Here is a 26,251-nt window from a genome sequence, read left to right as displayed (position 1 = left end):
CGCCGGGCGCCGCGGAGTCAGCGGATCGTCCAGTGATTGACGCGCGGGAAATGCGCGCCGCCGTTTTGGGCGAACAGACTGAGATGACGCGCCTGCGCCTGCGGGTAGATTCGGCTGCTCAGGCTGATATCGCCGTCGTTGACGAAGATCTCCACCGAGGAGCGATCGAAGAACACGCGCAACTGCAGGGTATCGCCGTCCGGCAGCGGCACGCTGCGGTAGCCGCTGATGCCGCAGGCCGGGTAGCGGCGATCCAGCACCAGACGACGCGACTGGTTATCCACATAGATAAACAGCCCTTGTTCATCGTCCTGTTCGGCGCCGAGGCGCAGACCATATTTTTCCGCATCGCTGGCCGTCAGGTCGAGACTCAGCCCGACCTCCAGCGCCTCGCACCCGGTCAGCAGCGGCAGGCTGTCGCGCGCCAGCCGGATGTCCTGATAGCTGTGCGGGTCGGCGCGGCAGGCTTCGATCTCCCGCGCGGGCGTCGCCTTAATCCGCAGGTCCGCGCTTAGGGTCAGCTCGCGCGGCATCGTCAGCATGCCGGCCCACCGGTGAGCTTTTTCCGGCATGATCGATTCCCACATAGCCAGCCAGCCCAGCATGATGCGGCGCCCGTCCGGCCCGGTCATGGTTTGCGGCGCATAGAAATCATGGCCCGCGTCGATCTCGGTAAACGGCGTCTCGATGACGAACTCGCCGCCCGGCTGCCAGCTGCCGACCAGATAGCCGCTCTGAAACAGGTTACGGTTACGGTAGCCGTCAGCCTTCATGCCCTGCGGCGAAAACAGCAGCACCCATTTGTCGCCCAGCGGGAAGAAATCCGGGCACTCCCACATATAGCTTTCGCCCGGCGCCGAACGGGCCAGCAGTCCTGCGGGCTCCCAGGCGCGCAGATCGTTCGAGCGCCACAGGCGCACCTCGCCCCGATCGTCGACCCGCAGCCCGATCACCACATACCAGCTGTCGCCCATCTTCCACACCTTCGGATCGCGGAAGTGCTGAATGCCCGGCGGCGGGTCGATGATTTTGCCGTGCGAGGTAAAGTGAACGCCGTCGCGGCTGGTGGCGAGGCACTGCACCTGACGCAGGCCGGCGTCGGTGGCGCGGTCGCCTTCATGCACGTGGCCGGTATAGATCAACGACAGTTCACCGTCGTTGTCCACCGCCGAACCGGAGAAACAACCGTCTTTATCATCTGTGCCGGCCGGCGCCAGCGCGACCGGCAGATGCTCCCAGTGAATCAGATCGCGGCTGCGGGCGTGGCCCCAGTGCATCGGCCCCCACACCGCGTCATAGGGATAATGCTGGTAAAACGCATGCCACATGCCGTCATACCAGACCAGACCGTTCGGATCGTTCATCCAGCCTGCCGTCGGCGCCAGATGCCAGCTGGGGTACCACTCCATGTTCATTAAGGGCCGCGTGGCGGCAATGTGTTCATTGGCTTTTGCTAATAGTTCATTCATAACAACTCACTTTATTGTGCGCAGAGTCAAGGTTGGGGAAAGACGAGCCGTTTTATCGGATTCCAGCAGGAAGCAGGAAACCAGCGTCGTGACCAGCACCATGCTGCCCATCAACAGATAGGTGCGGGCGAAGCCAAACAGCTCATAGCCGTAACCAGCCAGCGGAGACAGCAGGCTGCTGACTACGGAACTGATGCAGGTAAAGCCTACCAGGTAAATCGTTGACGACAAACGTTTATCAAAATTCAGACTGTTATATTTAAACAGAGAAATCAACAGGATCGGTAACTCGACTGCGTGCATCAGCTTCATCATCGAGATGAGCGGCACGCCGCTGACCAGTCCGGAGCCGATTACGCGCAGCGCCATGATGCCGCTGGCCAGCAGCAGACCATTTTTGGCGCCGATGCGGTTAACCAGCCACGGGGCGAGAAACATACCGCCGGCCTCAAGAAACACCTGCAGCGAGTTCAGGTAGCCGTACATACTGTTGCCCGCGTGCAGATCCGGGAACTGCGAGGAGAAATAGACCGGAAACTGCTGGTCGTATACGCCGTAGATGCAGGTGCCGACCACAAAGATCACCAGCGCCCAGAAACGCTGCAGGCGCAGCAGCCCCAGCGCGTCGTTCAGGGTAATTTTATCCGGGTTGCCGAACTGCAGCTGATTCATCGCATTGTCTTTAACGATGCGCACCAGACTCAGACAGAGCAGAAACAGGCCGCCGGACAGGGTGGCGAGCGCGAAATTATACAGCGGGTTGATGTTGAAGTTGATGCCGGCGAAGAAGGTGGCGACCGCCCAGCCCAGCGAGCCCCACATTCTGGCCCGGCCGTATTCGATGCTCTTCAGCCGGCAGAAGCGCTCGATGTAGGCTTCAAGCAGGCCGATGCCGCCGTTAAACGTGGCGCCGATGTATAACCCGCCGGCGATGCCGCCGAGATAAATATTAAAGCGCAGAAGATCGGCGAACCACATAAAAAACGGGCCGCTGCACACCAGCAGAATAGCAATGAACCACAGCTGATGTTTGCCCAGCCCCAGTTTGTCCTGGATATAGCCGTACAGCGGCTGCGAACAGAACGAGACCAGCGAAATCGCCGCGAAGATGATGCCGGTATCGGTGGCCTTCAGGTTGACATACTGATTGAGCCAGATGGATAACAGCGAGCAGGTCGAGGACCAGGTAAAGAAAAAGAAGAAGAATAAACTACTTAGCAATATATAGGTTTTTCTGGTTTCCGCGTTCATCAGCGTCACTCCTGACAGGTCGATGACAGATTGTTAACGTTAACTACAGCGAAACTAAAGCGGATCGTTGCTGGAATGTGATGTTAATCATGAAAGTTAACGTTAACATTTTATTTTGATCTGCAACCCGCTACATTCCCGTCAAGAGCGATTCCCAATCCTGTCTGAAGCGATCGCCGCAGCCTTTTCCGCTAAATTATGCGCGACGGCGCGGTCTTCCATCTTTTTGATTATTAAGTTTTTATTGAGGTGAGCATGGCGAGTAAAGTCTGGGTATTAGGCGATGCGGTAATTGATCTGTTTGCTGACGATATGCAGCGTTTATTGCCCTGTCCGGGCGGCGCGCCGGCCAATGTCGCCGTGGGCATCGCCCGGCTGGGCGGCAACAGCGCTTTTATCGGCCGGGTGGGCGATGAGCCTTTCGGCCACCGCCTGCAGGAGGTGCTGCAGCAGGAATACGTCGATACCGCTTTTCTGCATTACGATGCGCAACATCGAACCTCCATCGTACTGGTGACCCTGAATGAGGAAGGGGAGCGACAATTTACCTTTATGGTGCGGCCGGGCGCGGATCTGTTCCTCGAACCCGGCGACCTGCCGCGTTTTTCCGCCGGCGAATGGCTGCACTGTTGCTCCATCGCGCTGGCGGCGGAACCGTCGCGCTCCGCCACGCTGCAGGCGATGGCGGCGATCGGGCAGGCCGGCGGCTGGCTCAGCTTCGACGCCAATCTGCGCGACGATCTGTGGCCCGATCGCGCTCAGATGCGGACCTGCGTTAAGCAGGCGCTGGCGCTGGCCGACGTGGTGAAACTGTCCGAAGACGAACTAACGCTGATTATGCAGATTGATGACGTCGGCCAGGCGATGACGGCGCTGTGCGCCGAAATCAGCCCTTCGTTGCTGGTAGTGACGCAGGGCAAGGCGGGGGCCTGGGCCGGGCGGCCGGGCCAGATGACGTTTTACCCGGCGCGCCCGGTGCGCGCGGTGGACACCACCGGCGCCGGCGATGCGTTTGTCGCCGGTCTGCTGGCCGCGCTGAGCGAAAGCGGCGCGGGCTGGCGCGATGAGACGAATCTGGCGACGGTGATCGCCCAGGCGCAGGCCTGCGGCGCGTTGGCCACCACGTCGAAAGGCGCGATGACGGCGCTGCCTCACCGGGATACGCTGATCCGCTATCTGGCGGCGGCGGAAACGGAAAGGTTGTAAACACAGGAGGCGATATGAAGGTCTTTACCCGTATTGCGCTGGCGATCTGTCTGGCCGCGCCGGCCGTCGCGTTTGCCGAACGGATCACCGCCTGGGTGATCGACGGGGCGCCGGAGCGCCCCTATTTTGCCCAACTGGAAAAATCCTTTAACCAGCTTTACGCCGCGCAGGGGATCTCGGTCGATATCAAACCGATCCCCGGCTATAACGATGCGCTGCAGGCCGCATGGATGTCGAATGATTTGCCGGATCTGGTGATGATCGACGGCCCCAATATGGCCAGCTATGTGTGGTCCGGCATGCTGCAGCCCGTCGATCGCTTTATCGGGCCGGAGGTGCGGCAGGATTTTCTCGCCGGCGTGATTGCCCAGGGCACTTACGGCCCGGATTCGCATATCTATATGTTGAGCCAGGGGGATTCATCGGTGGTGCTGTGGGGCAATAAAAAGTATCTCGACGCCGCCGGCATTCCGATCCCGACCCGGCTGGATCAGGCCTGGGACTATGACCAGTTGACGGCGGCGATGGAAAAGCTGGCCGCGCTGCCGGGAGTAAAGTGGCCGCTGGATTTTAAACTTAACTACACCGGCGAATGGCTGACCTACGGCTACTACCCGTTTATTCGCTCCGCCGGCGGCGATTTGATCGACCAGCAGAGCTGGCGCGCGGGCGGCACCATCGACGGCCCGGCGACTATCGCCGCGGTCGACAAGCTGAAGGCGTGGCAGCTCAAGGGCTGGCTGGTGCCGGCCACGGCCGGCGATAACCGGTTCTTCGGCGATAAGACGGCGGCCTTATCCTGGGTGGGCAACTGGATGTGGGATACCTACCATGAGGCGCTGGGCGACGACCTGGTGCTGATCCCTGCGCCGCGCATCGGGCCGCGCGCCTGGTCGCCGAACGGCAGCTGGGGCTGGGCGGTGCCGGTCTCCACCACTAAACACAAGGAAGTGTCGCTGTTCCTGAATCACCTGTTTTCGCCGCAGCAGATTAAAACCTACTGTGAATTGACCGGCTACGTTCCGGCGCGACGGGCGGCCATTGCGTTGATGCCGATCTACGCCGAAGGCGGCGCGCTAAACATGCTGACGCAGCAGGCCAGCCACATAGCGCTGGTGCGGCCGGTTCACCCGGCTTATCCGGTCATTTCCAGCGAGTTCGGCAAGGCGTTTAAGAACAGTATGCAGGGCGCCGATACGGCCAGGGCGCTGAAGCGCGCGGCCGACGCCATCGATCGGGATATCGACGACAACATGGGTTACCCGCCGTTTAACGGGGTCCCGCTGAATTCCGTTGCTAAGTGAGGCCGCAATATGAAAAAGCTACGTCATATTGTTCCTGAATACGCCATGCTGTTGCCCGCGTTGTTGCTGCTGGCGGCGTTTGTGATTATTCCGTTTATCTGTTCGATCGCCTTTTCCTTTACCAACGAACGGCTGATGCCGCGACCCATCCCCACCGCATGGATTGGGCTGGCCAATTACCAGCGTATTTTCACCGATCCCGAGTTCTGGCAGGCGGTGAAAAACACGCTGCACTTCGCGCTGATCGTCATCCCGCTGCAGCTGTCGCTGTCGCTGGGCGCCGCCATGCTGCTCAACAGCAAACTGCGCGGTATGACGCTGTTTCGCAGCATCATCATCATGCCGCTGCTGATCCCGATGACGGTGATCGCCGCCATCTGGTCGGTGATGCTGCAAACGCCGGATGGTCTGTTCAACGGCCTGTGGGCCGGGCTAAGCGGTTCGACGCAGGTAAAAGACTGGCTCGGCGATCCGCGCTATGCGCTCTATGCGATTATCGCGCTGTCGATCTGGGCCTCTTTCCCGTTTCAGATGCTGATCTACCTGGCGGGTCTGCAGGAAATTCCCAAAACGCTGTATGAAGTGGCGGCGATCGACGGTTTCAGCCGCTGGCAGCAGTTCCGCTATATCACCTTTCCCGGCCTGCGCAATACCCATATTTTCGCGGTGATCATTACCACCATCGGCGCCTTCAGCCTGTTTACCCAGGTGAATATTCTGACGGCCGGCGGACCGAATGGCGCGACCTCGACCATTATTCAGTACATGTTCAGCAACGGGTTTTCGTCACAGCGTATAGGCTTCGCCTCCGCCGTGTCGGTGGTGTTCTTCTGTGCGGTGGTTATGCTCGGCCTGGCGCAGAAAAAACTGATGAGCGAAAAATAATGGTGGCCGTATGCAACTGATCAAATACCTGTTAATCAGCACGCTTGCCCTGATCATCGCGGTGCCGTTGATGATGATGGTGACCATCAGCCTGAACCCGGATAATACCGATATTCTGCGCAGCATGGGCGGCTGGCGCGCTTTTATTCCGCAGCATTTCTCGCTGGATAATTACGCCGCCATTCTGGCCGATACCACGCACCCCTTCGGTCGCTATATTTTCAACACGGTGCTGATTACCGCGGTGACCCTGGCGCTGTCGCTGCTGATCAATTCCGCCGCCGCATTTGCGCTGGCCTGGGGGCAGGGCAAGCGCCGCGGCGTGCTGCTGCTGTTGATTGTGGCGCTGCTGGCGATCCCGGGCGAAACGCTGGTGCTGTCGCAGCTGTTTATCGTCAGCCGGGTGGGCATTCTCGATACGTATCTGGTGCAGATTATCCCCTGCGTGGCGAACGCGTTTTACATTTTTCTTTTCTACCAGTTCTTTAGCAAAATCCCGCGCGATCTGATCGATGCGGCGCGCGTGGACGGCTTCAGTCTGTTTCGCACCTGGCTGAACGTGGGGCTGCCGCTGTCCAAACCGGTGTTCGTCACGGTGGCCACGCTGCAGTTTCTCGCCAGCTGGAATAGCTATCTGTGGCCGATCATGGTGACGCGCGGGCCGGAAGTTCGCCCGCTGTCGGTGGCGATGTCGGCCTACTTCGGCAGCAATCAGCTGTACTGGGGCAACATTATGGCCTTCGCGGTAATGATGGCCGTACCGGTCATTCTGTTCTTTCTGCTGGTGCAGCGTCACTTTATCGCCAGTATTACCGGCTCGGCGGTGAAAGGATAATCCTGTGGCGACACGTATGAAGGAAGCGTCATGTCAAGTCTAACTCTGAAAAGTGTACATAAATCATTCGATAATAACCCCATTCTGCACGATATCAGTATGGATATTAAGGATGGCGAATTCGTGGTGTTTGTCGGCCCGTCGGGCTGCGGCAAATCCACCTTACTGCGGCTGATCGCCGGGCTGGACGAGATCGGCGACGGCGATATCTATATCGACACCCGGCGGGTCAATACGTTGCCGCCGGCCGAACGCGGCATCGCCATGGTCTTTCAGTCATATGCGCTCTACCCGCATATGACGGTGCGCGAAAATATGAGCGTAGGCCTGAAGGTGGCCGGCGTCGCCAAAGCGGAAATTGTGCGCAAGGTGGATAATGCCGCCCAGATCCTGCAGTTGGAAACTCTGCTGGATCGTAAGCCGAAACAGCTGTCCGGCGGTCAGCGCCAGCGCGTGGCGATCGGTCGGGCGATCGTGCGCAACCCGCACGTTTTTCTGTTCGATGAACCGCTGTCCAATCTGGATGCAGAACTGCGGGTGCAGATGCGGCTGGAGATCGCCAGCCTGCACGAAAAACTGAAAAGCACCATGATTTACGTGACGCACGATCAGGTGGAAGCGATGACCATGGCGGATCGCATTGTGGTGCTGCGCGCCGGCCGGGTGGAGCAGATCGGCACGCCGCTGGAGCTTTATCATCATCCGGTTAACCAGTTCGTCGCCGGTTTTATCGGCTCGCCGAAGATGAATTTTATTCCGCTGAAGCTGTTGCGCCGCGACGGCGTTAATCTGCTGCTCCAGACGCTGGACGGACAGCAGCTGACCCTGCAAACGCGCGAGTCCTTGCCGCACGATCTGCCGTTTGTGACGCTGGGCGTTCGCCCCGAGCATATGGCCGCCGATGGCAGCCGCGAGCTGTCGCTGCCGGTAACGGTGACGGCCATTGAACTGCTGGGCGGCACCAGCTATGTTCATGCGCGCGCGCCCGGTGAGGGGGAAGTGATCTGCGAAGTGAAATCCTCCCGACTGCCGGAAAAACATCAGCCGGCCGAGTTTGGTTTTAACCGCGCCGACTGCTATTTGTTCGACCATCTCGGCAATAGCCTGGCGCTCAATCATTAAGCGCAGGCGCTGCGCCAGCCCGGGGACGGGCTGGTTCAGGCGGCATCGTGGCGGCGCGTTCGCGCGCGTTGATATTGCGGGCAGGGGATGAATGCTAATCGGCTGCGGCGTTCGGGCGATCGCCTGGTGAGGCATTTGGGGTTTGCGTAAGCGGTTGATGGTCCGCTTCACGCTAAATAGCTTCGCATAATAGCGCTACACCGGCAGGACGTGACATCCCACCAGTACTGGTCTCGCACGATGAGACGTGAAACATCAATGTGCGACGTTATTTAAACGGAGATCTCTGGCGGCGGCAGGCCTGATGATGAAGACGATCATAAAATACCGCGCGACGCTAATCATTGCGGTTACGCTGGCGGCCATGTTGTATCTGTTTTTTTCCAATCGCGACCTGTCTCTGTCTACGCAGTTGCGTAACTTTCTGCGCGCTCTGCTGAGGGCGCTAATTTGATACGGGATGAGCGGTTCTCCCGCGCCGGAACTGGCGGGCATATCCCACGGTTTTAATCTGACAAGACCCGGGGATAATGAACCGGGCGCGCGCCGCGGCAGAGGCGGCCGCCGTTGCGCCTGGCGGGCACGCGTCGGGGGGAAAGCCGACCGGCCGGACGCCGCATGCGCCTTGCCCTGTCTGGCGAACGCCATATTCTTCATGCCAGTGTGTTTATTACATACCGTGCCATGTCGGTCCTGATTATGTAACCACAGCGGATTAGCTATGAATTATGTGCATTTCTTCACAAAAAATTAAAAGTTAACGTTAACATTGTGATTAACACCGCAAGGCGACCTTAAGACGCCTATTCTTCTTGTAAGTTAACGTTATCATATTACTGATGTTGAATCTGACCCATTATCGCATTCGCTGTTGAGAGGGTTGCTATACCGTGCCGTTAATTAATTTTATACCCCAAATCACCAGGGTGAAATCCGCTGGGGAGAGAGTAATAAGGCCTGCGCATCGGTAACCTGAAATATGACGAGTATAGAGGAAATAAACCATGAAAGACGTTTATTACAAACCCGATAACGCCTGGATCGGGGATTTGATCCCATTTGGTCACGATAATAAATTTTATCTTTATTATTTACATGATGAACGCAAAGGAAAAACCGAGGATGATTATGGATTCGGGACATCCTGGAATCTTTTGGTGACCACTGATGGCACGGACATTGAAGATAAGGGCGTGGTTCTGCCTCCCGGCGGGATTGATGATATTGATCTGAGCTGTTATACGGGAAACGTATTGGAAGGGCCGGATGGGTTGTTTCATCTGTTCTATACCGCAGTGAATTGCGATAATCCGAAATATTGCCGTGACGGCAAACCGATGCAATACATTATGCATGCAACCAGTCATGATCTTATTCACTGGGAAAAGCATTACGAAACGGCGTTTGGCGCCGATGAACGTTTATATGAGGTCTTTGACTGGCGCGATCCTTTTGTCTATTACAGCGAAGAGGACGGTTGTTACAATATGCTATTGGCCGCGCGTCAGCAGGGGACCAGCCAAAAAAATGGCGGTTGCATTGGCTTATGCCGTTCGAAAGATTTATGGAGTTGGGAGGTTTGTGAACCCTTCTATGATCCCCAGGCTTATCTGACGCACGAATGCCCCGATTTATTTAAAATGGGCAACTGGTGGTATCTGGTTTATTCCACGTTCAGCGAACGCTTTGTCACGCATTATCGCATGTCCCGCTCGCCCACCGGGCCGTGGATTGCTCCGCCGGAAGATTCCTTCGATGGCCGCGGGTTTTATGCGGCGAAGACTGCGGAAGCCAACGGGGAACGCTGGGCATTCGCCTGGGTGCCTTCCAAACGTGGGAACAACGATTACGGTCAGTGGGAATGGGGCGGCGATCTGGTCATGCATAAACTGTTTCCACAGGCGGACGGGCGCTTATTTGTTGGGATCCCGCCAGCTATTCATGCCGGTTTTTCTCAACCGCAAAAGTTGGTCACACCCCTTGAAAATTTTGACGCCAATACGCCCTGGCGTTTATTCGCACAGGATAAAAAAACAATATTGCCGTTTTGCGAGCTACCTGACCAATTTATGCTGCAGGCGGATATCGCTTTCAGTTCGGGCATTCGAAATTTCGGTATCGGAATTCGCCAGGATGCCGATTATGCGGATGGGTACTATTTCCGTGTAGAGCCTTTTTATAATCGCATCGTATTCGATATGTGGCCGCGCAGGGTCAAAGGCGTCAATCAATGGTATGTCGATGGCGATAAGCCCTTTGCCATTGAGCTGGAGCGTCCTTATAGAATGAGCGACGTGCGCAGTTTACATCTGTGTCTGTTGGCTGATGGCGATAACTGTACTTTGTATGTGGATAATTCAGTGGCGTTGACGACGCGTATCTACAATCTGAAGGGCGCAAACTGGAGTTTCTTTGCGTTTGACGGCAATATCGAGGTCAGTAATATTCGGTTATTGACTCAGCGGTAATTTTAAATAAAACCAGGTGAACTCTACAGTTATTAACATTCTGTGTTTGTTCTACAGCATGCTGATAGGTAAATCTATTCCTCGATAGAGCGCAACGCCTTCTCTATTGAGGATGGAACTGTATTGTTATTTTTAATAAGTAGGTCGGGTTCTGTTTTATAAAATCCAGGTATAAAAATATCACAACCCTACAGAGGCATATCATGTCATATGTAAAGAATCAGAAATACTGGGCCGCATCTGGTTATTGCATATTTTTCTATGCGGCAATCAGTTTCGCCACCACCTTTTATGCTATCTGGTTGAGCTCTAAAATTAACCTGAATGCGACACAAACCGGGTTTGTGTATGCCATGAATGCGCTGGTCGCGCTGGTTTTCATGTTACTTTACGGTATCGGTCAGGATCGGCTGGGGATTAAAAAACATCTGCTTTTTTTTCAGAGTATCGTGATTATCGGATCCGGCCCCTTTTTTATTTATATCTATGAGCCGATGCTGAAGAGCTCTTTTTATCTGGGGACGCTTGTCGGCAGTATTTATCTCAGCGCCGGATTTTTTTCCGGTATGGGATTAGTGGATTCCTATGTGGATCGGCTTAGCCGGATTTACAAATTTGAGTTCGGCGCCGCGCGGATGTGGGGCAGCCTGTCGGCCGCGATCGTCGCCTTTATTGCGGGGGAATTCATTGCGGTCAACCCGCACTTAAACTTCTGGTGCATTTCATTATCCGGACTGGGTTTTATGCTGGTCAACGTGCTGTTTAAACCCGATGTCAGTGTGACCTATGAAAAGGAGGTCGAAAAATTAACCTTCAGGGAACAGTTTTCTATTTTTAAAATGAGTAAGTTCTGGTTTTTTATTATCTACGTTTTTGGCACTTACAGTCTGTACAATGTGTATGATCAGCAACTCTTCCCCGTTTTTTATACTCATCAGTTCATTGATATAAATGAAGGCTACAAGATGTATGGCTATCTGGGATCGCTGCAGGTTTTCCTGGAGGCCGCAGTGATGGTCAGCGCGCCGTTTTTGGTCAATGCGCTGGGCGCCAAACGATCCATGGTACTGGCCGCATTCTTCTCCGCCAGCCGTATTTTGTTATCTGGCTACTTTACTTCGATTGTCCTTATCTCTGGAATGAAGCTTTTCCATGCCTTTGAAATATCAATTATTCTTGTCTCTGTTTTTAAATATATCTCTATTAATTTCGATCGTCGATTTTCAGCCAGCGTGTTTCTGATCGGTTTTCAGATCTCCGGTTCTATCGGGGTGATTACCCTGTCTTCGTTTATCGGCATTCTCTATGACAAATTAGGCCATCAATACTCGTTTTATATTCTTGGCAGCGTCGTTTTGTTCTTTATGTTTTTTGCCATGATTTTCCTTATCGGGGATCGAGGGAAAAAAACGCAGCTGGTTAAAAAGGAAGCCGCGTCGTTATCTGATTAGGCAGATTGCTTTGGGACGGCATCAGATTTGTTGCCTGCATGTCGGTCTTGTCGCACACGCCACGAATAATTAGAGCGGCGGAAGGCTATTTGCCGGTAATCATATTTATTAAGGGGGATATCGCTTACCCGTTATTAAATGAGTGATGTTAATACAACGAAAATAATAAAAATGGCCGGTAAGACAAGAAGTATTGACCACGCACAGTCGTTAATTCACCGATTTTTGCACCACCGTCACGGTTAAACTTTTTTATAAAAAAGGAACAATACGATGAAATTAATTCCCGTAGCCATTAGCCTTGGTCTGTTTGTTACCGGCGCCGTTCAGGCCCAGGCCGCCAGCGTTGAAGAACGTCTGGCGCTGCTGGAGCAGCGGTTAAAAATGACCGAGCAGCGGGCGACCGCTGCCGAAAATGAAGTGCGGCAGATGAAACAACGCTTCGCCCCGCTATCGCCGCAGGCCGCGCCGAACGCGTTATCTCCGACCGGAGGCGCATCGACCGGCGTCACGGCCGGCGCGCCTTCCCGGCCGGCGCCCACGCTAACGTTAAATGGCTTCGGGGATTTAAAATTGTACGGGGACGTTGAATTTAACGTTGATGCCGCCAGTCGTTCCGGTCAACTGACATCGGTAAAAACCCGTGCAGATAACAAAAACTGGAAGCCAGGCTCGACCGAACGCTGGGATGTGAACGGCCGAATCCTGATTGGTCTGGACGGTTATCGTCGTCAGGATAACGGTAATTATGCCGGGTTCAGCGTTCAGCCGCTGGCCAATATGAACGGGAATATGGGTCTTGATGACGCCGCCTTCTTCTTTGGCAATGAAAAGAACTGGCAGGCGAAGATTGGACGCTTCGAGGCCTGGGATATGTTTCCGCTCAACCAGGATACGTTCATCGAATACTCGGGCAATACCGCGAACGACCTGTATGCCGATGGCTATGGCTACATTTATATGATGAAAGAGGGGCGCGGGCGCAGCAGCGATGGCGGCAACATCATGTTGAGCAAATACCTGGGCGACTGGTATCTGGAGGTCAATACATTATTCGAAGAGGGTTCATCGCTTTATTCCGGCGGCGAATACCACGGTAATGCGCTGGAAAACAAGAAAAATGCGATCTATGTGCGCCCCGTCGTCGCATGGAAGGGGGAAAATCTGTCTGTCGCCGTGGCGATGGAGAGCAATGTGGTGAGTAACGCCTATGGCTATTACAATACCGCCGGGGAGTGGCGCGATCAGTCGAAGCGTACTGGCTATGGGGCCACCGTCGGCTGGAATAGTCTGGCGACCGATCCGGAAAATGGGGTGCAGATCAATCTCAGTAGCGCCTATTTGGACGCGACGGACGAACAGGATTTGACCCTTGGCGCTAACGTGTTGTGGCGTCGTTTCGAACTGGGCTATATTTTCGCCCATAATAATATCAAGGAGTTTAACCTGAGCGGCGCGAATGTCGATCTCAACGAGCCGCTGAATAATCCAGGCAAATATGATATCCACACGCTGCATGCGTCTTACCTCATTCCAAATATCTTCGATATGAAGAACTTCAATCTGTATCTGGGCGCTTATACATCCTGGCTGCAGAAAGACAACGGCAACCAACTGGTCAGCGGGGAAAATGATGAACGTTATGGCTTGCGCGCCAGATTTAAATATCTATTCTAATCTCCGTCGCGCCGATCTGGCTGGCGGGGATTGAGCGCCGCGGGCGGTATCCGGCGTATCATCCCGTTTCGCCGCAAGGCGGCGCAAACGACAGGTTCACCGCGTCATCAATCCGCCGCCCGTCGGGCTGCGGATGTTTTTTTGTCTCAGGCGCTGGCGGCGGCTTGTAGCGGCGGCGGCCGCAGGCTGACAGGCAGTCAATAATGCTGGAACAAATAAAAGATGAGATATTAGCTCGCGGCGACTACGCGGTTAAAATACACAAAAACGATTTTACCCAAAGCCTGGTGGTCGATATTGAAAATGAGTCTGACATTGCGCGCTTCACGTTGTGGGACGACGGTAGCTGTATGATGGAGATCATTGATGTGGCGTCCGGTCAATATATTCTGGATGAACGCCGAACGTTGTTGGATATGGCCGAAATTATCGCCTGTTTCAATATGTTTATCGCTGTTCTGGCGGAGGATTAAGCCGGATGCCGCATCCCGGAAGGGTAAGCCGGCATCCGTCGCATAAATCCTTATCGCCCTTACCGGGCTTTCACCCCGTGCGGGCCAGGCTGCGCGGCGGCCGTAACGCCGGCGCGCCGCGCAGTCAGACCGCACGCGGCCCTCGCTGCTCTATTTCAGTCGATGATCAGAAATTAAAATCGACCGACAGCATGTAATACATATTGATCGCCTTGCCGTTGGTGACCCAACTGCCGGCCTGTTTTTCGTCCGCGCCTTTCACTTCGCCGGCAATGTTGAATCGTTTACTGATCGGGTAGTCGGCGCCCAGCGCGATATATTTATAGCGCGTATTCTGGAAGACCTCGCCGTCATCCTTACGCGCATTATATTTACGATAGTGGCCGATGCCGCTGTGCAGCGTGGTGGTTAATCCATTATCCCAGTTATGCCAGACGCCGATGCGGGTGGTCCACTCCTGGTCGTTGATATTGCCCCACTGCTTACGCTCCATCTTGCCTTCCATATAGCGGCTGCGTAGCCAGACGCCGGTATCATCGCTAATGATATACTGGATGCCGGGTTCGATTTCCGTGGTGAAGACATCGGTATCATTAATATAGTCCGCGCCGGACGAACGCTTATGCTGCAGATCCTGATACAGGTAGCCAAAGGTGGATAACCGTTCGGCTATCCGCCAGGTGCCGTAGAGTTTATAGCGCGTCTGCCAGCGTTCATTCAACGATTCGCTGCCGCCCAGTATTTCCGCGCCAAGAGTGCCGCGCGCGAATTGATGTTCATAACCGAAAATCAGCTGCGTGCGCTGTGTCTGCCGGTCGTAGCGCTGGTTGTCGAAACCGCCCTGATACTCGGTTTCCCGCGCGTTATAAAACGCCAGATACCAGCCGGGCAGGTTATCCTGACGCAAGACCGCCTGCGACAGCACGAAATTATTTGCGCCGTTGTGTCCGGCGCTGTTTTTCCAGTTGGAATCGCTAATTTCCAGTTTGCTTTTAATATTGCCGTGCACCTTGCCGCCGTGCGGGTACGACGAGCGGGTGGTGGTCCACATAATTTCTTCATTCTGATAGGACCAGGGATAAACATCCACGACATTGCCGTTATCGTCGCGCGTAATATCCATCGCGCCGTGGCCGGCAGCCGGCAACAGGGCAATCGCGATCAGCGCCAGTGTGTTAGAGATACGTGTTTTCATAAGTCATTCCCTTGCGATGGCTATCGCAATATTGTGAGAAACAGAGGTCCGGTCATTAAAAATGGCGAATACGCAACTCGCTGGTATCCACGTCGCTGCCGCCGATCGCCCACTTTCTGTCGTTGATGTGGTACATCCGGGTACTGAAGGCCATGGTGTCGTTGATGTAGAACACGGCGACCGATCCCTCAATAATGATCCTCAGCTTTATCGCGTCGGATAAGGGCGTGCGAACGCCGACTTCCGCTTTGCTGCTCGGCAATGCGTTGATGGCGGCGGTGTAGAACAGGACTTTGTCGGTTTTTTTGTTAAACACCACGTTCAGCGGCGCGTCCTGCGGTTTATCGCCGTCCATGCCGAAGCTGAAAATCGCGCCATCGCCGTTGACGCGCAGCGTGCCGCTGATCTCGACGGTGCCGCTTAACGGTGAAAAGACCTGGCTGCTGACCGGCCCGAACGCGGCGGTGAAGTTTTCCCGCGCCAGCGGTTGCAGCGGGCCGTCCTGCGGCGCTTTCTGCTGCAAAACGTCGACGATTTCCCGCGGTATGACGCTGTTTAATTCGCCGTTGGGCGCGGCGGTTAATTCATGGGCGACCAGATTGCCGGCCCAGTCGATAACGCCTTTATTGTCTTCCCCGCCTTTGGTGGGCACCCAGCCAAACACAAACAGGCGATGGTTATGCTCAACCAATTTCCCGGCGTACATGCCGGCGCCGTCGAAGTAGAATTTATCCAGTTTGACGAACGGACCGTTGGGCGATTCAGCCACCCGGTACTGCGTCAGACGATGCGGCCACTGATCGCTGAAGCTGAGATACCAGCGGTTATTGAATTTGACCAGCGTCGGGCATTCCAGATTCGCATCGCTGCTGGTGGTGTCGTTGCGGAACAATACGCCTTCGTCCTGCCAGTTTTTCAGATCGGTTGAGGTATATTTGGCTATTACGCCGGCGCCGTTCTGTCGGGTGGTAATCAGCATCCAGTAGCGGTTTTCTTCCGCAATATAGACCACGTGCGGATCGCGGAAATCATTGGCCCGGTAGTCGGCCCCCGGCCGGAAGGTATCCTGCGGATGTTTGGTCCAGTGGCGCATGTCGGTGCTGGTGGCATGCATAATCGATTCGGTCGGGAAAACATTCTGATTATGCGACGTGTACCAGGCGTGATAAACCTCGCCGACTTTAATCACGGAGCCGGTGCCTAATAACAACTCCGGGCTGTTTAGATCGTTAACATAGGGAATCACTTCGCCCAGATTTTGATAATTATATAAATTCTGGCTGGTCAGCAGGTGCCAGGCGTGCACGCCCAGATCTTTACCGCCGCGGATATCATTAAGATGGAATATATAAAAGAGGCCGCCCTCGGAAAAAGGCATCGGGTCGCCGATATACGATCCCGGCACCCGGGGGAAAAACGCGCTGACTTCGCTGTGTTCCGGCGTTGCGCTATGCGCGGGCGCCGGCGGCGTTTGTTCGCTGTTCGCCGGCGTCGAACAGGCGATATTGAGTGAGGTCATACAAAACATTAAAATGGCCGCGGTTATTTTTTCAGATACAGTCATGGTGATCTCTCTTACGCAGGGTATTTATTTTTCATCGTGAGCGAATAACATCAGAAGCTGTATTCGATACCGACCACAGTGAATGGGTTCCAGGAGTGGCCGTCGTTAGCCCATTGGCCGTGCGATTTAGTGAATTGCGCTTTAAATTCGCCATACAGTCGCAGGTTATCAACAATAGGATAGCTGGCGGTCGCGCCAATAAAATGGTATTTGCCGTTGTAAAATACTTCCGATTTATTCGCGTCGTTATAGATTTTGTCGTTGCCGAAGCCGACATAAAGAGAGGTAAGCAGCGGATACCAGTTGCGCCATAAACCCGCGGTGACTTTCCATTCCTCCTCAACAATATTGCCCCAGTACTGGCGCACTTGTTTATCCCAGGAGTAATAGGGACGCAGCCAAAGGCCCAGGTCCGGGTTCACTTTATATTGAATTCCCGGCTCCATTTCCATCGAATGGTGTTCGAGATCGGTATTATTCGAGTCGTTGCTTTGCGGCTGATATTCGCGGAAAACATAGCCGGAAACCGACCATTTATCGGTCAGCCGGGTTTCTCCCCACAGCTTTAATCGCGCCTTCCAGCGTTTGGTGGCGCTTTCCGTTCCGCCCAGCACCTCTACGCCCCAGTTGCCGCGGTAAAATTCATTAATTTTGCCGATATACATTTCGTTGATGGTGTTGGTACTGCCGTAATCCTGATTGGAAAATTGACCTTTATAATTGTCTTCACGCGCATTCCAGTAACCGAAATACCAGCCCGGTAATTCGTCATGGCGAAGCCATGCCTGGATCAGCGCTAATTTAAATTTGCCGCCGTTTTTCGTATTGTCCTTCCAGCGGGTATCGTCTATTTCTATTTTGCTGCCGATATTGCCGTGCAGACCGCCGGCGTCGAGCGAGCTATCGACGGTATTCCAGTGAACCGCCTGTTGCTCCTGCGATATACGGGCAATATCCACATTATCTTCCCGATCGCTATTATCCGCGCCGGTATCCGCCGCGCTGCTGCCCAGCGACGTCACCTTATTATTTTTATTTAAGGCTGTCGCGCCAGACAACCATTCCTGTTCCTCTGTGGCCGGTGCGGAGGTCGCCGCGGCGGCCTGACCTGCCAGCAAGGCAAGCGAAATACATAGCCAGGTATTTTTCATCACGATATCGTCTCATTGTCGTTATTGGTTTCGTCAACGTTATAACTGTCTGCCGTACGATAAGTCGCGCGGCAGTTAACGTTAACATTTCGTGTTGAGAGTGCAGAAGACGACAAGTGGTAAAATCCCGATGTTAATCACAATAGTTAACGTTAACATTGGCGAACTGAGATCAAAATCATATTTATCGTTAAAATCCGCTTCATTTTGTTGTCGCCGGCATGAATATAATGCATCGATGAACCTGTGGTCCGGCGAGGCGCGGCCCGTCGGGGCAACGTCCGGGATGAGCAGGGCGGCAAATACCGCTAACGCCCGCCGCCCGAAAAGCGTAATGGCACATCACCGCGGGAAAACAAAGGAACGGCATGGCTTCTTTAAAAGACGTGGCAAAACTGGCGAATGTATCTTTGATGACGGTCTCGCGGGCGCTTAACAGTCCGCAATGTCTGAAGCCGGAAACCTATCAGCGAGTCAAACAGGCGATTGAAGCGCTGAATTACGTACCTGACTTATCTGCGAAAAAAATTCGCGGGGCCAGGGCGACGCCGAAAACTATCGGCGTGCTGGCGCTGGATACGGTGACCACGCCGTTCTCCGTTGAAATGACGCTGTCGATCGAAGAAACGGCGCGCGCCCACGGCTGGAACAGTTTTGTGATCAATATGTTTATGTCCGACTGCGTCGACGATATCGTCGATTTGCTGTTGTCGCACCGACCCGCCGGCATCATCTATACCACCATGGGGCTGCGTCAGGTGCCGGTGCCGCCAAAGCTGCTCGATCTGCCGTGCGTGCTGGCCAACTGCGAAAGCGAACAGGGCGGGGTGGCCAGTTATATCCCGGACGACGAGCAGGGTCAGTACGACGGGATGTGCGCGCTGCTGAACGCCGGCTATCGGAAACCGCTGTGCATACATCTGCCGCAGGAGCGGCTGGCCACCACCCGGCGCCGTCAGGGGCTGGAGCGCGCCTGGCGCGAATTTTCCCTCGACCCGCAGAGCCTGTGGCAGCATTATCTGCGGTTGGGCGATGAATACTATCTCGATGCGGTATCCATCGTTGAGCGCTACCTGCAGCAGGGCAAACCGCAGTTTGATTCGGTGGTGTGCGGCAACGACCGGGTGGCGTTTCTGGTCTACCAGACGCTGCTGGCCAAAGGCATTCGCATCCCCGAAGATGTGGCGGTGCTGGGTTATGACAATCTGGTGGGTATCGGCGATCTGTTTTTACCGTCGCTGACCACGGTGCAACTGCCGCATTATGAGATTGGCCGGCTGTCGACCCTGCATATCATCAACCATCTGGAGCGCCGCGACGTCACCCGCGTCGCCAGCCCGCTGCTGCGCCGCAACTCGCTATGATGACCGGCCGCCGGCGTTAATGCCGCGCGGCGGACAGCGATGCGCCGGCGGCCTGCATCCGCCGCGGCGCTCAGGCGCGTTCCGCGTTTTGTCCCGACCAGTGCGCCATCTCCTGCGCAATAAACCAGCCGACCAGGTCGCGGTACAATTTTTCTATCATCTCCGCATCCAGCCCGTAGTCTGTCGCCCAGTCGCGCCTCTGCGCCAGCATGCTGGTGAAACGTTCCCGCGCCTGCACCTCGTCCGGATTCTTTTTAAACGGCGCGGCGGCCTTAACGTAGTCAAAACGCCGGGCGAGCAGGCGGATCACCTGTCGATCTATCGCGTCAATCTCATTTCTGATCGCCTCCATGTTCGCACACTGCGACGGCGCAATACTTTGCTGGCTGGTCATGATTCATCCTTATTAGTTAATCACGCCGGAATCGCGTCGGCGTGCGTTGCGGGCGCAGAGCGCCCTTTCGCCGGGGGTCAACTGCGGCGGTATAGCGCCAGCCCGCCGGCCAGAAAAAACATAATCGCCGCGCAGGCACGATTAAGCCGCCTTAAGCCCGCCAGCGTGAACAACCGGGCGGCCTGCATACCGCCGAAAGCATAAAGCAGCATAATCGCCACATCGATCGCTACGCTGGTGCAGGCAAACGCAATATATTGCGGCGGCTGCGGCTGGCCAACGACGATAAACTGTGGCAGAAAGGCGGAGAAAAACAGCAATCCTTTTGGGTTCGATAGCGCCACCAGCAGGCTGCGCATAAAGGCGCGGCCTGCGCCGCGCCGTTCCGACGCGACGTCGTTCAGCGGCGCGAGGGCGACGGGGCTTGAGCGCCATAGCTGCAGGGAAAGCCAGAAGAGATAGGCTACGCCGACCCATTTCACCAATGAGAACAGAACCTCCGAGGCCATCAGCAGCGAGCCGAGGCCAACCGCCACCATGCCGATCAGAATAAAATCGGACAGCGCGGCGCCCGTTACGCCCATCAGAATCACTTTTTTGTTTTTTGTTGCGCCGTTGGTCAGCGCCAGCAGCATGGTCGGACCTGGAATCACCGTCACGGCCAGCGAGGCCATGGCATACATCACCAGCATTTCCGTCATTGCAAAACTCCTTGTTGAACTAGTGTAATAGTATAATGATACAACTTTGACCTATAGATACAACCCTAACGCTGATAAAGCAATGATACGGAAGGGGCTGCAGGCCCCGGGGATGGCGCCGAAAGACCGTACCGGTCATTTTTAATTGCCTCTCTTTCAATCCTGGTTTAGCTTCTAGTCTCTGCTGCTGATTGAGATTTAGGCGACCGGCGTTCCGGACGGTAAAAAGCGGCTGGCGGATTGGTCATAGCGCAGGCGATACGGAATAGACTCGTTTGCCGGCGGCACGAAATCTATTGGGGTATATGTACGTAATCGAATCGATATGGAGCCTTATATGATCCCTGACGTCGCACTGGTAGATAATAGCGAACAGCGCACGCCGCTGATTCTGGTTCTCGATAGCTCCGGCAGTATGGACGGCGAACCGATTGAACAACTGAATGCCGGGCTGAAATTGCTGGAAGCCGAATTAAAAGATGATGTCATCGCCGCAAAGCGGGTGCGTATTCTGGTGATTGAATACGGCGGCTACGACCAGTGTACCGTGCACGGCGACTGGTGCGACGCCATGGACTTCAACGCGCCGGAGCTGAGGGCGAACGGCACTACGCCGATGGGGCAGGCCGTTAGTCTGGCGCTGGCCGAGATTGAAGCGGAAAAGCAGCGTTTCAAACAGGCGGGCGTCGCTTATACCCGTCCCTGGCTGTTTTTAATGTCGGACGGTTTGCCGACCGACTCATGGGAGAACGCCGCGGCGCTCTGCCGTCAGGCGGAAGCCGGCAACAAAACCGCCGTCTTCCCGATTATGGTGGACGGCGCGTCGCCGGAGGTGATGGGCAGTTTCACCAATAGCGGACTCAATGGCGTGAAGAAGTTGAAAGGGCTGCAGTTCAAAGAGCTGTTCATGTGGTTGAGCGCCAGTATGCAGGTGGTATCGCAGTCCACCCCGGGCGGCAGCGCGCAGTTGCCCTCTACTGACAGCTGGGCGAGCGTACCGGTTTGATGCGCCCCTGGTCGGTGTATGCGGCATCGGCTACCGGCGCCGCGCATCTTGAACGGCATATTCCCTGCCAGGACGCCTGGTCCATTCGCCGTCCTGTCGGGCGCCTGATCGCGGCGGTCTGTGACGGCGCGGGCTCGGCCCGCTATAGCGAAGTCGGCGCTCAGACGGTTTCGCGTCTGTTTACCCGGCGCCTGGCGGCGCTGGCGATGCCGGAAGATCTGCCTATTGAGCAGGTTCGCCCGGCGGCGGTGCAAATCCTGACGGATATTCGTCGCAGCCTCAGCGAGCGGGCGATGGAGCAACGTTGCGAGCCGGGCGAGTTCGCCTCCACGCTGGTAGCCGTCTGGATAGGGGAGCAGGCCGGTTATATTTTCCATCTGGGCGACGGCATCGCGGTTATTGAAACGGCGCAGGGCGAGAGCGTTATTTCTCAGCCGGAAAACGGCGAGTATGCCAACCAAACCTGGTTTCTGACTTCAGACCAGTGGGAGGCGCATTTGCGCATTACGCCCGTGAATGCGCCGATCGGTAAAGTCATTTTGCTCTCAGACGGCGTTCAGCCATTCGCCATGAACAAAGCCTGCGATGCATTATATGCCCCTTTTATCGAGCCGGTTTTACGTTATCTGCGCCAGGTCTCCGAAGAGGAAGGCAGCGCCGCGCTACAGAGTACGCTAGCCGATCCCCGAACACACCGTATTACCGGCGATGATAAAACCCTCTTAATTTGCCTGCGGGATGCGTAATTCATGGCGCCAGGGGGAAAAAACGTTCAGCTACAGGACCAACAGGGCAATGCCTATCGCATCGGCAAGCTGATTAAAAGCGGCGGAGCCGGCAGCGTCAGCCACATCGATAACGCCAGCGGCAAAGTATCGAAGGTTTATCACGATAAAATCGATAAGCCGTACCACCAGCGAAAAATTACCGCCATGCTGGCGCTCCGGCCCGAAATCGAGCCGGTCATCGTGCATGAAAAACCGATCGTTCAACTGGCCTGGCCCGAAGCGCCGTTATTTGACCGTAATAAACGTTTCGTCGGCTTTGTTATGCCGGAACTGGATGTCCGCAATACCATTGAACTGGAGTACATTCTGCAGGAGCGCCAGGCGAAGGCGCATCAGCTGCCGACGGGGTTGGGCGCCAAAGTCAGCCTCTCCTATAATCTGTGTTCGCTGGTGGAAGCGCTACACCGCCAGGGGCATCGCATCATTGATATGAAACCGCTCAACCTGCGTTTTTATAAGAGTAGCCTCTACATGGCGCTGCTGGATTGCGATGGCTTCAGTATTCAGGGCGTTAATGAGCGCTTCCCGGCCGGGCAGTTTACCGTCGAATACCTCGCACCCGAATTTCAAAAGGCGCAAAAGGTACCGGAAAATCAGGAAGAGTGGCAGGACCGCTTTGCGCTGGCGGTCATCGTATTCCAGTTGCTGAATTTCGGCATCCATCCCTTCAGCGGCCGGCCGGCCGATCAACGGGTGCCCACCGATATTCCCGGACGTATCGCCGGACGATTTTACGCCTATGGGCAACAGGCCCACCGACAGATCGCGCCGATACCAGCGAGCGGCCATGCGGCGATGCCGGCCGGCATACGCCTGTTGTTCGACCAGGCGTTTGCCGGGCCGCCTTCTCAGCGGCCTTCCGCGCGGCAGTGGGCCGATTGTCTGCGGGATTTCGCCCGGCCGGAGAAAAAGCAACTGCTGGTGTGTGGTAAAAACACCAGGCACCAGTACTTTGCCGGATTCGATTGCGCGGCCTGCGCGCGGCAAGAACAACTGCAACAGGCGCACCAGCAGCAGAAACAGCGTCGGCGGACGCCGACTATAGCCCGTCAGACCGGGGGGACGATAGCCGCTCAGACCGCTCTGCGCCGCCCCCCGCCGGCGCGAGTTCAGCCGTTCGCGCTTTCTCATCTGCTTCCGCGCGTGGTTTGGCATACGCTATTCGCCATGCTGGTTCCGCTGATTTTCGGCTGGCTATTGCAAACCTTCGTGCCAGTCTCGGCCAGCGGCGTAAGAGGCGCCGAAACGATCGCCGGACTGATGGATAACGTGTATTTCGACCAGATCACCTCCGGTATTCTGTTTATCTTTCTTTTTATCATTGCCGCCATTTTTGGGCTGCTGCTGTTTGTCTGGCCTTCCCTCAGCATCCTGCGCAGGAAACCTTAGCGTAGTGGGAAAAACAATTTTATGAAAAAGTTATTCCGCAATCTGTTGCTGGTTATCGCTGTATTAACGCTCATCTTTCCATTCTGGCCGGAAGTGCTTTTTACCTGGCTGGTAAGCTCCGTTGATCGGTTAACTATGTCGCTGTTGCCTTCCTCTGTCGATTTCCGGCAACGCAATTTCTTTGTGGGGCTGTGGGCTGGGGCGCTGGTGATGTCCAGCGTTATGCTGATAAAGGCCTGGCGCGACAAACTCAGGGGCTATATGTTCGGCGGGCTGGCGGTTGTGGCGATGGCGGTTGTCCTGCCGCTGCTGCAGATGCCGTTAAGCGAAGAGGCCAACCGGCGGCGCCTTGTGATGCAGAAGATAGAGGGGAATGGGTGGGAAAACTATCGGATTAACAAGGATGCTATGGTGAATCATGCGATGCAGGCCGTTTGGGCTGACCCATCTGAAAGCGTGATCTTACTCAGGAAACTGGATAGCCAGCGATTGCATTTGTCGGCATCGGGTTATTCTGACGCCGATGTCGCCGCGGCGAAACGGGCGTGGGCGCCGCTTGTCGCCGGGCCGCAGGCGCTGGATGAAGACTCGCGCGCTGCGGCGAGTAAAACGCTGGCGTTTTACAGCGATTGGCTGCTGACTCAGCCCGAACCAGTGATTGCCAGCGCGCTGCTGTCGGTCGGTGAAAAAAAAAGCAAGACTTTTATTGCTTTCGACCAGGCGCACAACGCTTTACTGGCGGCGCCTTTGTCGGCGATCAGCTGGCGGGCGTTTGCCCTGATGTTTGTGTCGGGAACGCCTGATAACACCGATCTTCAGCGGGCCATGGCCTCTCTGATGATCGCCAGACATTTGCCGCCGGATGACGATCTGCAGGAACTCAACCGTCTGCTGGGAAAAGTCATTGACGCGTTGCCCGAAAAAAATAAAGCTATTTTTAATATTCTGGATGCAAGAGCGCAGGAGGATGCCGTTCTTCGCCAGCAGAAAACGCCGTCGCCGCAGGTAGCCCAACTGGCCGCCCAGCCTCTGCCGCTTACCGATATTGTTGATCGTATAAATTCTTTGCAGCGAGCCGCCTCCCTGGAATATCCAGGAAAGGTGACCATCATCAACCCTCAGCTAATCATTGATCCCGCGACAATAGAATACCCGGATGTGGGGCGGTATATTGAGCGGGCGGATGTTGTACTCTCGGTAGATACCGACCCGGAAGGCCGTATCGTCGCGTTATGGGTGCAGCAAGGCAGCGGTGAATCGGACTTTGACCAACAGGCACTGGCGGCGGCGTCCACATGGCGGTTTGCCAGCGCGGACAAAGCCGGACGGCAGGTTGTGCGCGTACGTTTTGAGAGTAGCAGAATGAGCTGGTTAACCACGCTGGAGATGTTGGCCCGGGGGCTGGCGCGTTTCGATCAGGACTCGACGGCGCGGGCGGAGGCCAATATAACCCGCCAGATTCGCTCTCTTCGCAATATGCCGTTCAGGAGACATCTTTCTGGTTTGGACCGGCTTGACGCTGATGAGGCGAAGCTACAGGCTGTCATTGAGGCATGGCGCGCGTTACCGAGGCTGGAAAACAATAACGATGACTGGGCGGCCAGCGTGGCGTTTCTGCATAGCAAAGCGCAGGTCTATGGCAACAATCGTGAAGTTGTTTTGCTGGCCGCGCGTTTTATCCTGCAGTATTACCATGTGGGGCGCAATGGCGCACTGCGTGAGCCGGATATTTATCCCGAAGATCCGAACTACTGGCAATCCGTGCTGGAGCAGGCCCGCACGCATTTTGCCGAGGGTATTGCGCTTAATCCGGAGCGAATCGATGGCTGGATAGGCTGGGGGATCAGCTGGCTGGATGAGGATGCGGAGCTGGCCGCCGGCGCTTTTGCCCAGGCGGCGCGTTTGCGCAAGGCCAATGATTTTTCACAGTTGCGGAATATGATGCCTATGTATTCGTTGCTGAAATCGCTGCGCGGCAATTCACTGGAGCGTTACGAGACGCTGAAAGCCCGTATGGAGATGCGTTACATGCCTGAAGGCGCAACGCCCGTCGAAGCCTATGAATATATTAGCAAGTTAACGCCGCTGGCGCTGTCTCAGCGAGCGTTGCCGATGGCGCAATTTCCTCCTCAGCGCACGACAAACGCCACGGAGGCGCAGAACGATCATCGTTTTACTTTCGATTTCGTCAATGCCGGGGTGCAGGAGGGGGCGCGTATTTTACCGCCGGCTGGTTTTGATGCGGGCGGTATTGCCTCCGCAGAGCTGATTCTGCAGCTGGATGTGGCTAAAAATGGCGCGCCGGCTGCAGTCATGATCAAATCCAGCAGCGGCTACCCGCAACTGGACAGCGCCGTGATTGCGGCGGCTTATTTTTGGCGCTTCCCGCCGCGTAAGGGACCGTGGATAACCCTGGTGCCGGTGCAGTTTCGCCATCAAGCGCCGAATTAGTCTCTTTTCCCGCAGGTTGACCGGTGGGAAACAATATCACGACGGGAAATTATCCCCGGCGTTATATTGTTTCCCTTGCCCGGCGTTTTTTTTGGTTTACAATTCAG

General features: G+C 55.5%; 22 protein-coding genes. 15 read left to right on the top strand and 7 right to left on the bottom strand.

Annotated elements, in window-relative coordinates; all coding sequences use genetic code 11:
* Positions 1 to 17 precede the first annotated feature (17 nt).
* Both FJU30_RS23955 and FJU30_RS23950 read right to left on the bottom strand, forming a co-directional pair.
* Complete coding sequence (locus FJU30_RS23955; protein WP_150437476.1) at positions 18 to 1,469, bottom strand: glycoside hydrolase family 32 protein; 1,452 nt, start codon at positions 1,467 to 1,469, stop codon at positions 18 to 20.
* Between the two features lie 6 nt (positions 1,470 to 1,475).
* The gene (locus tag FJU30_RS23950) at positions 1,476 to 2,720 is read right to left on the bottom strand and encodes an MFS transporter (protein WP_150437475.1); all 1,245 of its coding nucleotides are present in this window, start codon (positions 2,718 to 2,720) and stop codon (positions 1,476 to 1,478) included.
* Positions 2,721 to 2,975: 255 nt separating this feature from the next.
* Between FJU30_RS23950 and FJU30_RS23945 the strand changes: the two genes are divergently transcribed.
* The 10 genes from FJU30_RS23945 to FJU30_RS23905 all read left to right on the top strand — a co-directional run bounded on the left by FJU30_RS23945 (position 2,976) and on the right by FJU30_RS23905 (position 14,141).
* A complete protein-coding gene (locus FJU30_RS23945) occupies positions 2,976 to 3,926 on the top strand; it encodes an aminoimidazole riboside kinase (protein WP_150437474.1) in 951 nt (316 codons plus the stop codon).
* Between the two features lie 14 nt (positions 3,927 to 3,940).
* Entirely contained in the window at positions 3,941 to 5,230 is a 1,290-nt protein-coding gene (locus FJU30_RS23940) for an extracellular solute-binding protein (protein WP_150437473.1), read from the top strand.
* 9 nt (positions 5,231 to 5,239) lie between these two features.
* Positions 5,240 to 6,115, top strand: a complete 876-nt coding sequence (locus tag FJU30_RS23935; RefSeq protein WP_150437472.1) for a carbohydrate ABC transporter permease — start codon at positions 5,240 to 5,242, stop codon at positions 6,113 to 6,115.
* A 10-nt stretch (positions 6,116 to 6,125) separates the two neighbouring features.
* Complete coding sequence (locus FJU30_RS23930; RefSeq protein WP_150437471.1) at positions 6,126 to 6,950, top strand: carbohydrate ABC transporter permease; 825 nt, start codon at positions 6,126 to 6,128, stop codon at positions 6,948 to 6,950.
* Between the two features lie 30 nt (positions 6,951 to 6,980).
* Complete coding sequence (locus tag FJU30_RS23925; RefSeq protein WP_150437470.1) at positions 6,981 to 8,072, top strand: ABC transporter ATP-binding protein; 1,092 nt, start codon at positions 6,981 to 6,983, stop codon at positions 8,070 to 8,072.
* 304 nt (positions 8,073 to 8,376) lie between these two features.
* Positions 8,377 to 8,526, top strand: coding sequence for a hypothetical protein (locus FJU30_RS26930; RefSeq protein ID WP_191091686.1), 150 nt, complete (start codon positions 8,377 to 8,379; stop codon positions 8,524 to 8,526).
* Positions 8,527 to 9,076: 550 nt separating this feature from the next.
* The gene (locus tag FJU30_RS23920; protein ID WP_150437469.1) at positions 9,077 to 10,540 is read left to right on the top strand and encodes a glycoside hydrolase family 32 protein; all 1,464 of its coding nucleotides are present in this window, start codon (positions 9,077 to 9,079) and stop codon (positions 10,538 to 10,540) included.
* Between the two features lie 203 nt (positions 10,541 to 10,743).
* Positions 10,744 to 11,991 (top strand): oligosaccharide MFS transporter, encoded by a 1,248-nt coding sequence (locus tag FJU30_RS23915; RefSeq protein ID WP_150437468.1) that lies wholly within the window; start codon positions 10,744 to 10,746, stop codon positions 11,989 to 11,991.
* A gap of 273 nt (positions 11,992 to 12,264) precedes the next feature.
* The gene (locus FJU30_RS23910) at positions 12,265 to 13,668 is read left to right on the top strand and encodes a carbohydrate porin (RefSeq protein WP_150437467.1); all 1,404 of its coding nucleotides are present in this window, start codon (positions 12,265 to 12,267) and stop codon (positions 13,666 to 13,668) included.
* Positions 13,669 to 13,871: 203 nt separating this feature from the next.
* A complete protein-coding gene (locus tag FJU30_RS23905) occupies positions 13,872 to 14,141 on the top strand; it encodes an immunity protein TriTu family protein (RefSeq protein ID WP_150437466.1) in 270 nt (89 codons plus the stop codon).
* Positions 14,142 to 14,307: 166 nt separating this feature from the next.
* Here FJU30_RS23905 and FJU30_RS23900 read toward each other — a convergent pair whose 3' ends face one another.
* The 3 genes from FJU30_RS23900 to FJU30_RS23890 form a co-directional block, all read right to left on the bottom strand.
* Positions 14,308 to 15,336 carry an OmpG porin family protein gene (locus tag FJU30_RS23900; RefSeq protein ID WP_150437465.1) on the bottom strand — a complete coding sequence of 343 codons (1,029 nt, stop codon included), beginning with the start codon at positions 15,334 to 15,336 and terminating at the stop codon, positions 14,308 to 14,310.
* A gap of 55 nt (positions 15,337 to 15,391) precedes the next feature.
* On the bottom strand, positions 15,392 to 16,855 hold the full coding sequence (locus FJU30_RS23895) for a family 43 glycosylhydrolase (protein WP_150437464.1): 1,464 nt from the start codon (positions 16,853 to 16,855) through the stop codon (positions 15,392 to 15,394).
* A gap of 95 nt (positions 16,856 to 16,950) precedes the next feature.
* On the bottom strand, positions 16,951 to 18,051 hold the full coding sequence (locus FJU30_RS23890; RefSeq protein WP_150437506.1) for an OmpG porin family protein: 1,101 nt from the start codon (positions 18,049 to 18,051) through the stop codon (positions 16,951 to 16,953).
* A 368-nt stretch (positions 18,052 to 18,419) separates the two neighbouring features.
* Between FJU30_RS23890 and FJU30_RS23885 the strand changes: the two genes are divergently transcribed.
* Positions 18,420 to 19,415, top strand: a complete 996-nt coding sequence (locus FJU30_RS23885; protein WP_150437463.1) for a LacI family DNA-binding transcriptional regulator — start codon at positions 18,420 to 18,422, stop codon at positions 19,413 to 19,415.
* 70 nt (positions 19,416 to 19,485) lie between these two features.
* Here the strand turns inward: FJU30_RS23885 and FJU30_RS23880 are convergent, their stop codons facing one another.
* A complete protein-coding gene (locus FJU30_RS23880) occupies positions 19,486 to 19,809 on the bottom strand; it encodes an isochorismate lyase (RefSeq protein ID WP_150437462.1) in 324 nt (107 codons plus the stop codon).
* A 77-nt stretch (positions 19,810 to 19,886) separates the two neighbouring features.
* Entirely contained in the window at positions 19,887 to 20,510 is a 624-nt protein-coding gene (locus FJU30_RS23875) for a LysE family translocator (protein WP_150437461.1), read from the bottom strand.
* Between the two features lie 337 nt (positions 20,511 to 20,847).
* Between FJU30_RS23875 and FJU30_RS23870 the strand changes: the two genes are divergently transcribed.
* The 4 genes from FJU30_RS23870 to FJU30_RS23855 are packed head-to-tail and all read left to right on the top strand — an operon-like array spanning position 20,848 to position 26,144.
* The gene (locus FJU30_RS23870; RefSeq protein ID WP_223881690.1) at positions 20,848 to 21,516 is read left to right on the top strand and encodes a vWA domain-containing protein; all 669 of its coding nucleotides are present in this window, start codon (positions 20,848 to 20,850) and stop codon (positions 21,514 to 21,516) included.
* The gene (locus FJU30_RS23865) at positions 21,516 to 22,262 is read left to right on the top strand and encodes a PP2C family serine/threonine-protein phosphatase (protein WP_150437505.1); all 747 of its coding nucleotides are present in this window, start codon (positions 21,516 to 21,518) and stop codon (positions 22,260 to 22,262) included. Before FJU30_RS23870 ends, FJU30_RS23865 begins: the two co-directional genes overlap by 1 nt.
* A gap of 3 nt (positions 22,263 to 22,265) precedes the next feature.
* Complete coding sequence (locus FJU30_RS23860; RefSeq protein ID WP_191091681.1) at positions 22,266 to 23,693, top strand: DNA-binding protein; 1,428 nt, start codon at positions 22,266 to 22,268, stop codon at positions 23,691 to 23,693.
* A gap of 21 nt (positions 23,694 to 23,714) precedes the next feature.
* The gene (locus tag FJU30_RS23855; protein WP_150437459.1) at positions 23,715 to 26,144 is read left to right on the top strand and encodes an energy transducer TonB; all 2,430 of its coding nucleotides are present in this window, start codon (positions 23,715 to 23,717) and stop codon (positions 26,142 to 26,144) included.
* Positions 26,145 to 26,251: the final 107 nt, after the last annotated feature.

This window comes from Affinibrenneria salicis (assembly GCF_008710095.1).
This window is presented reverse-complemented; position numbering and strand designations above follow the sequence as displayed.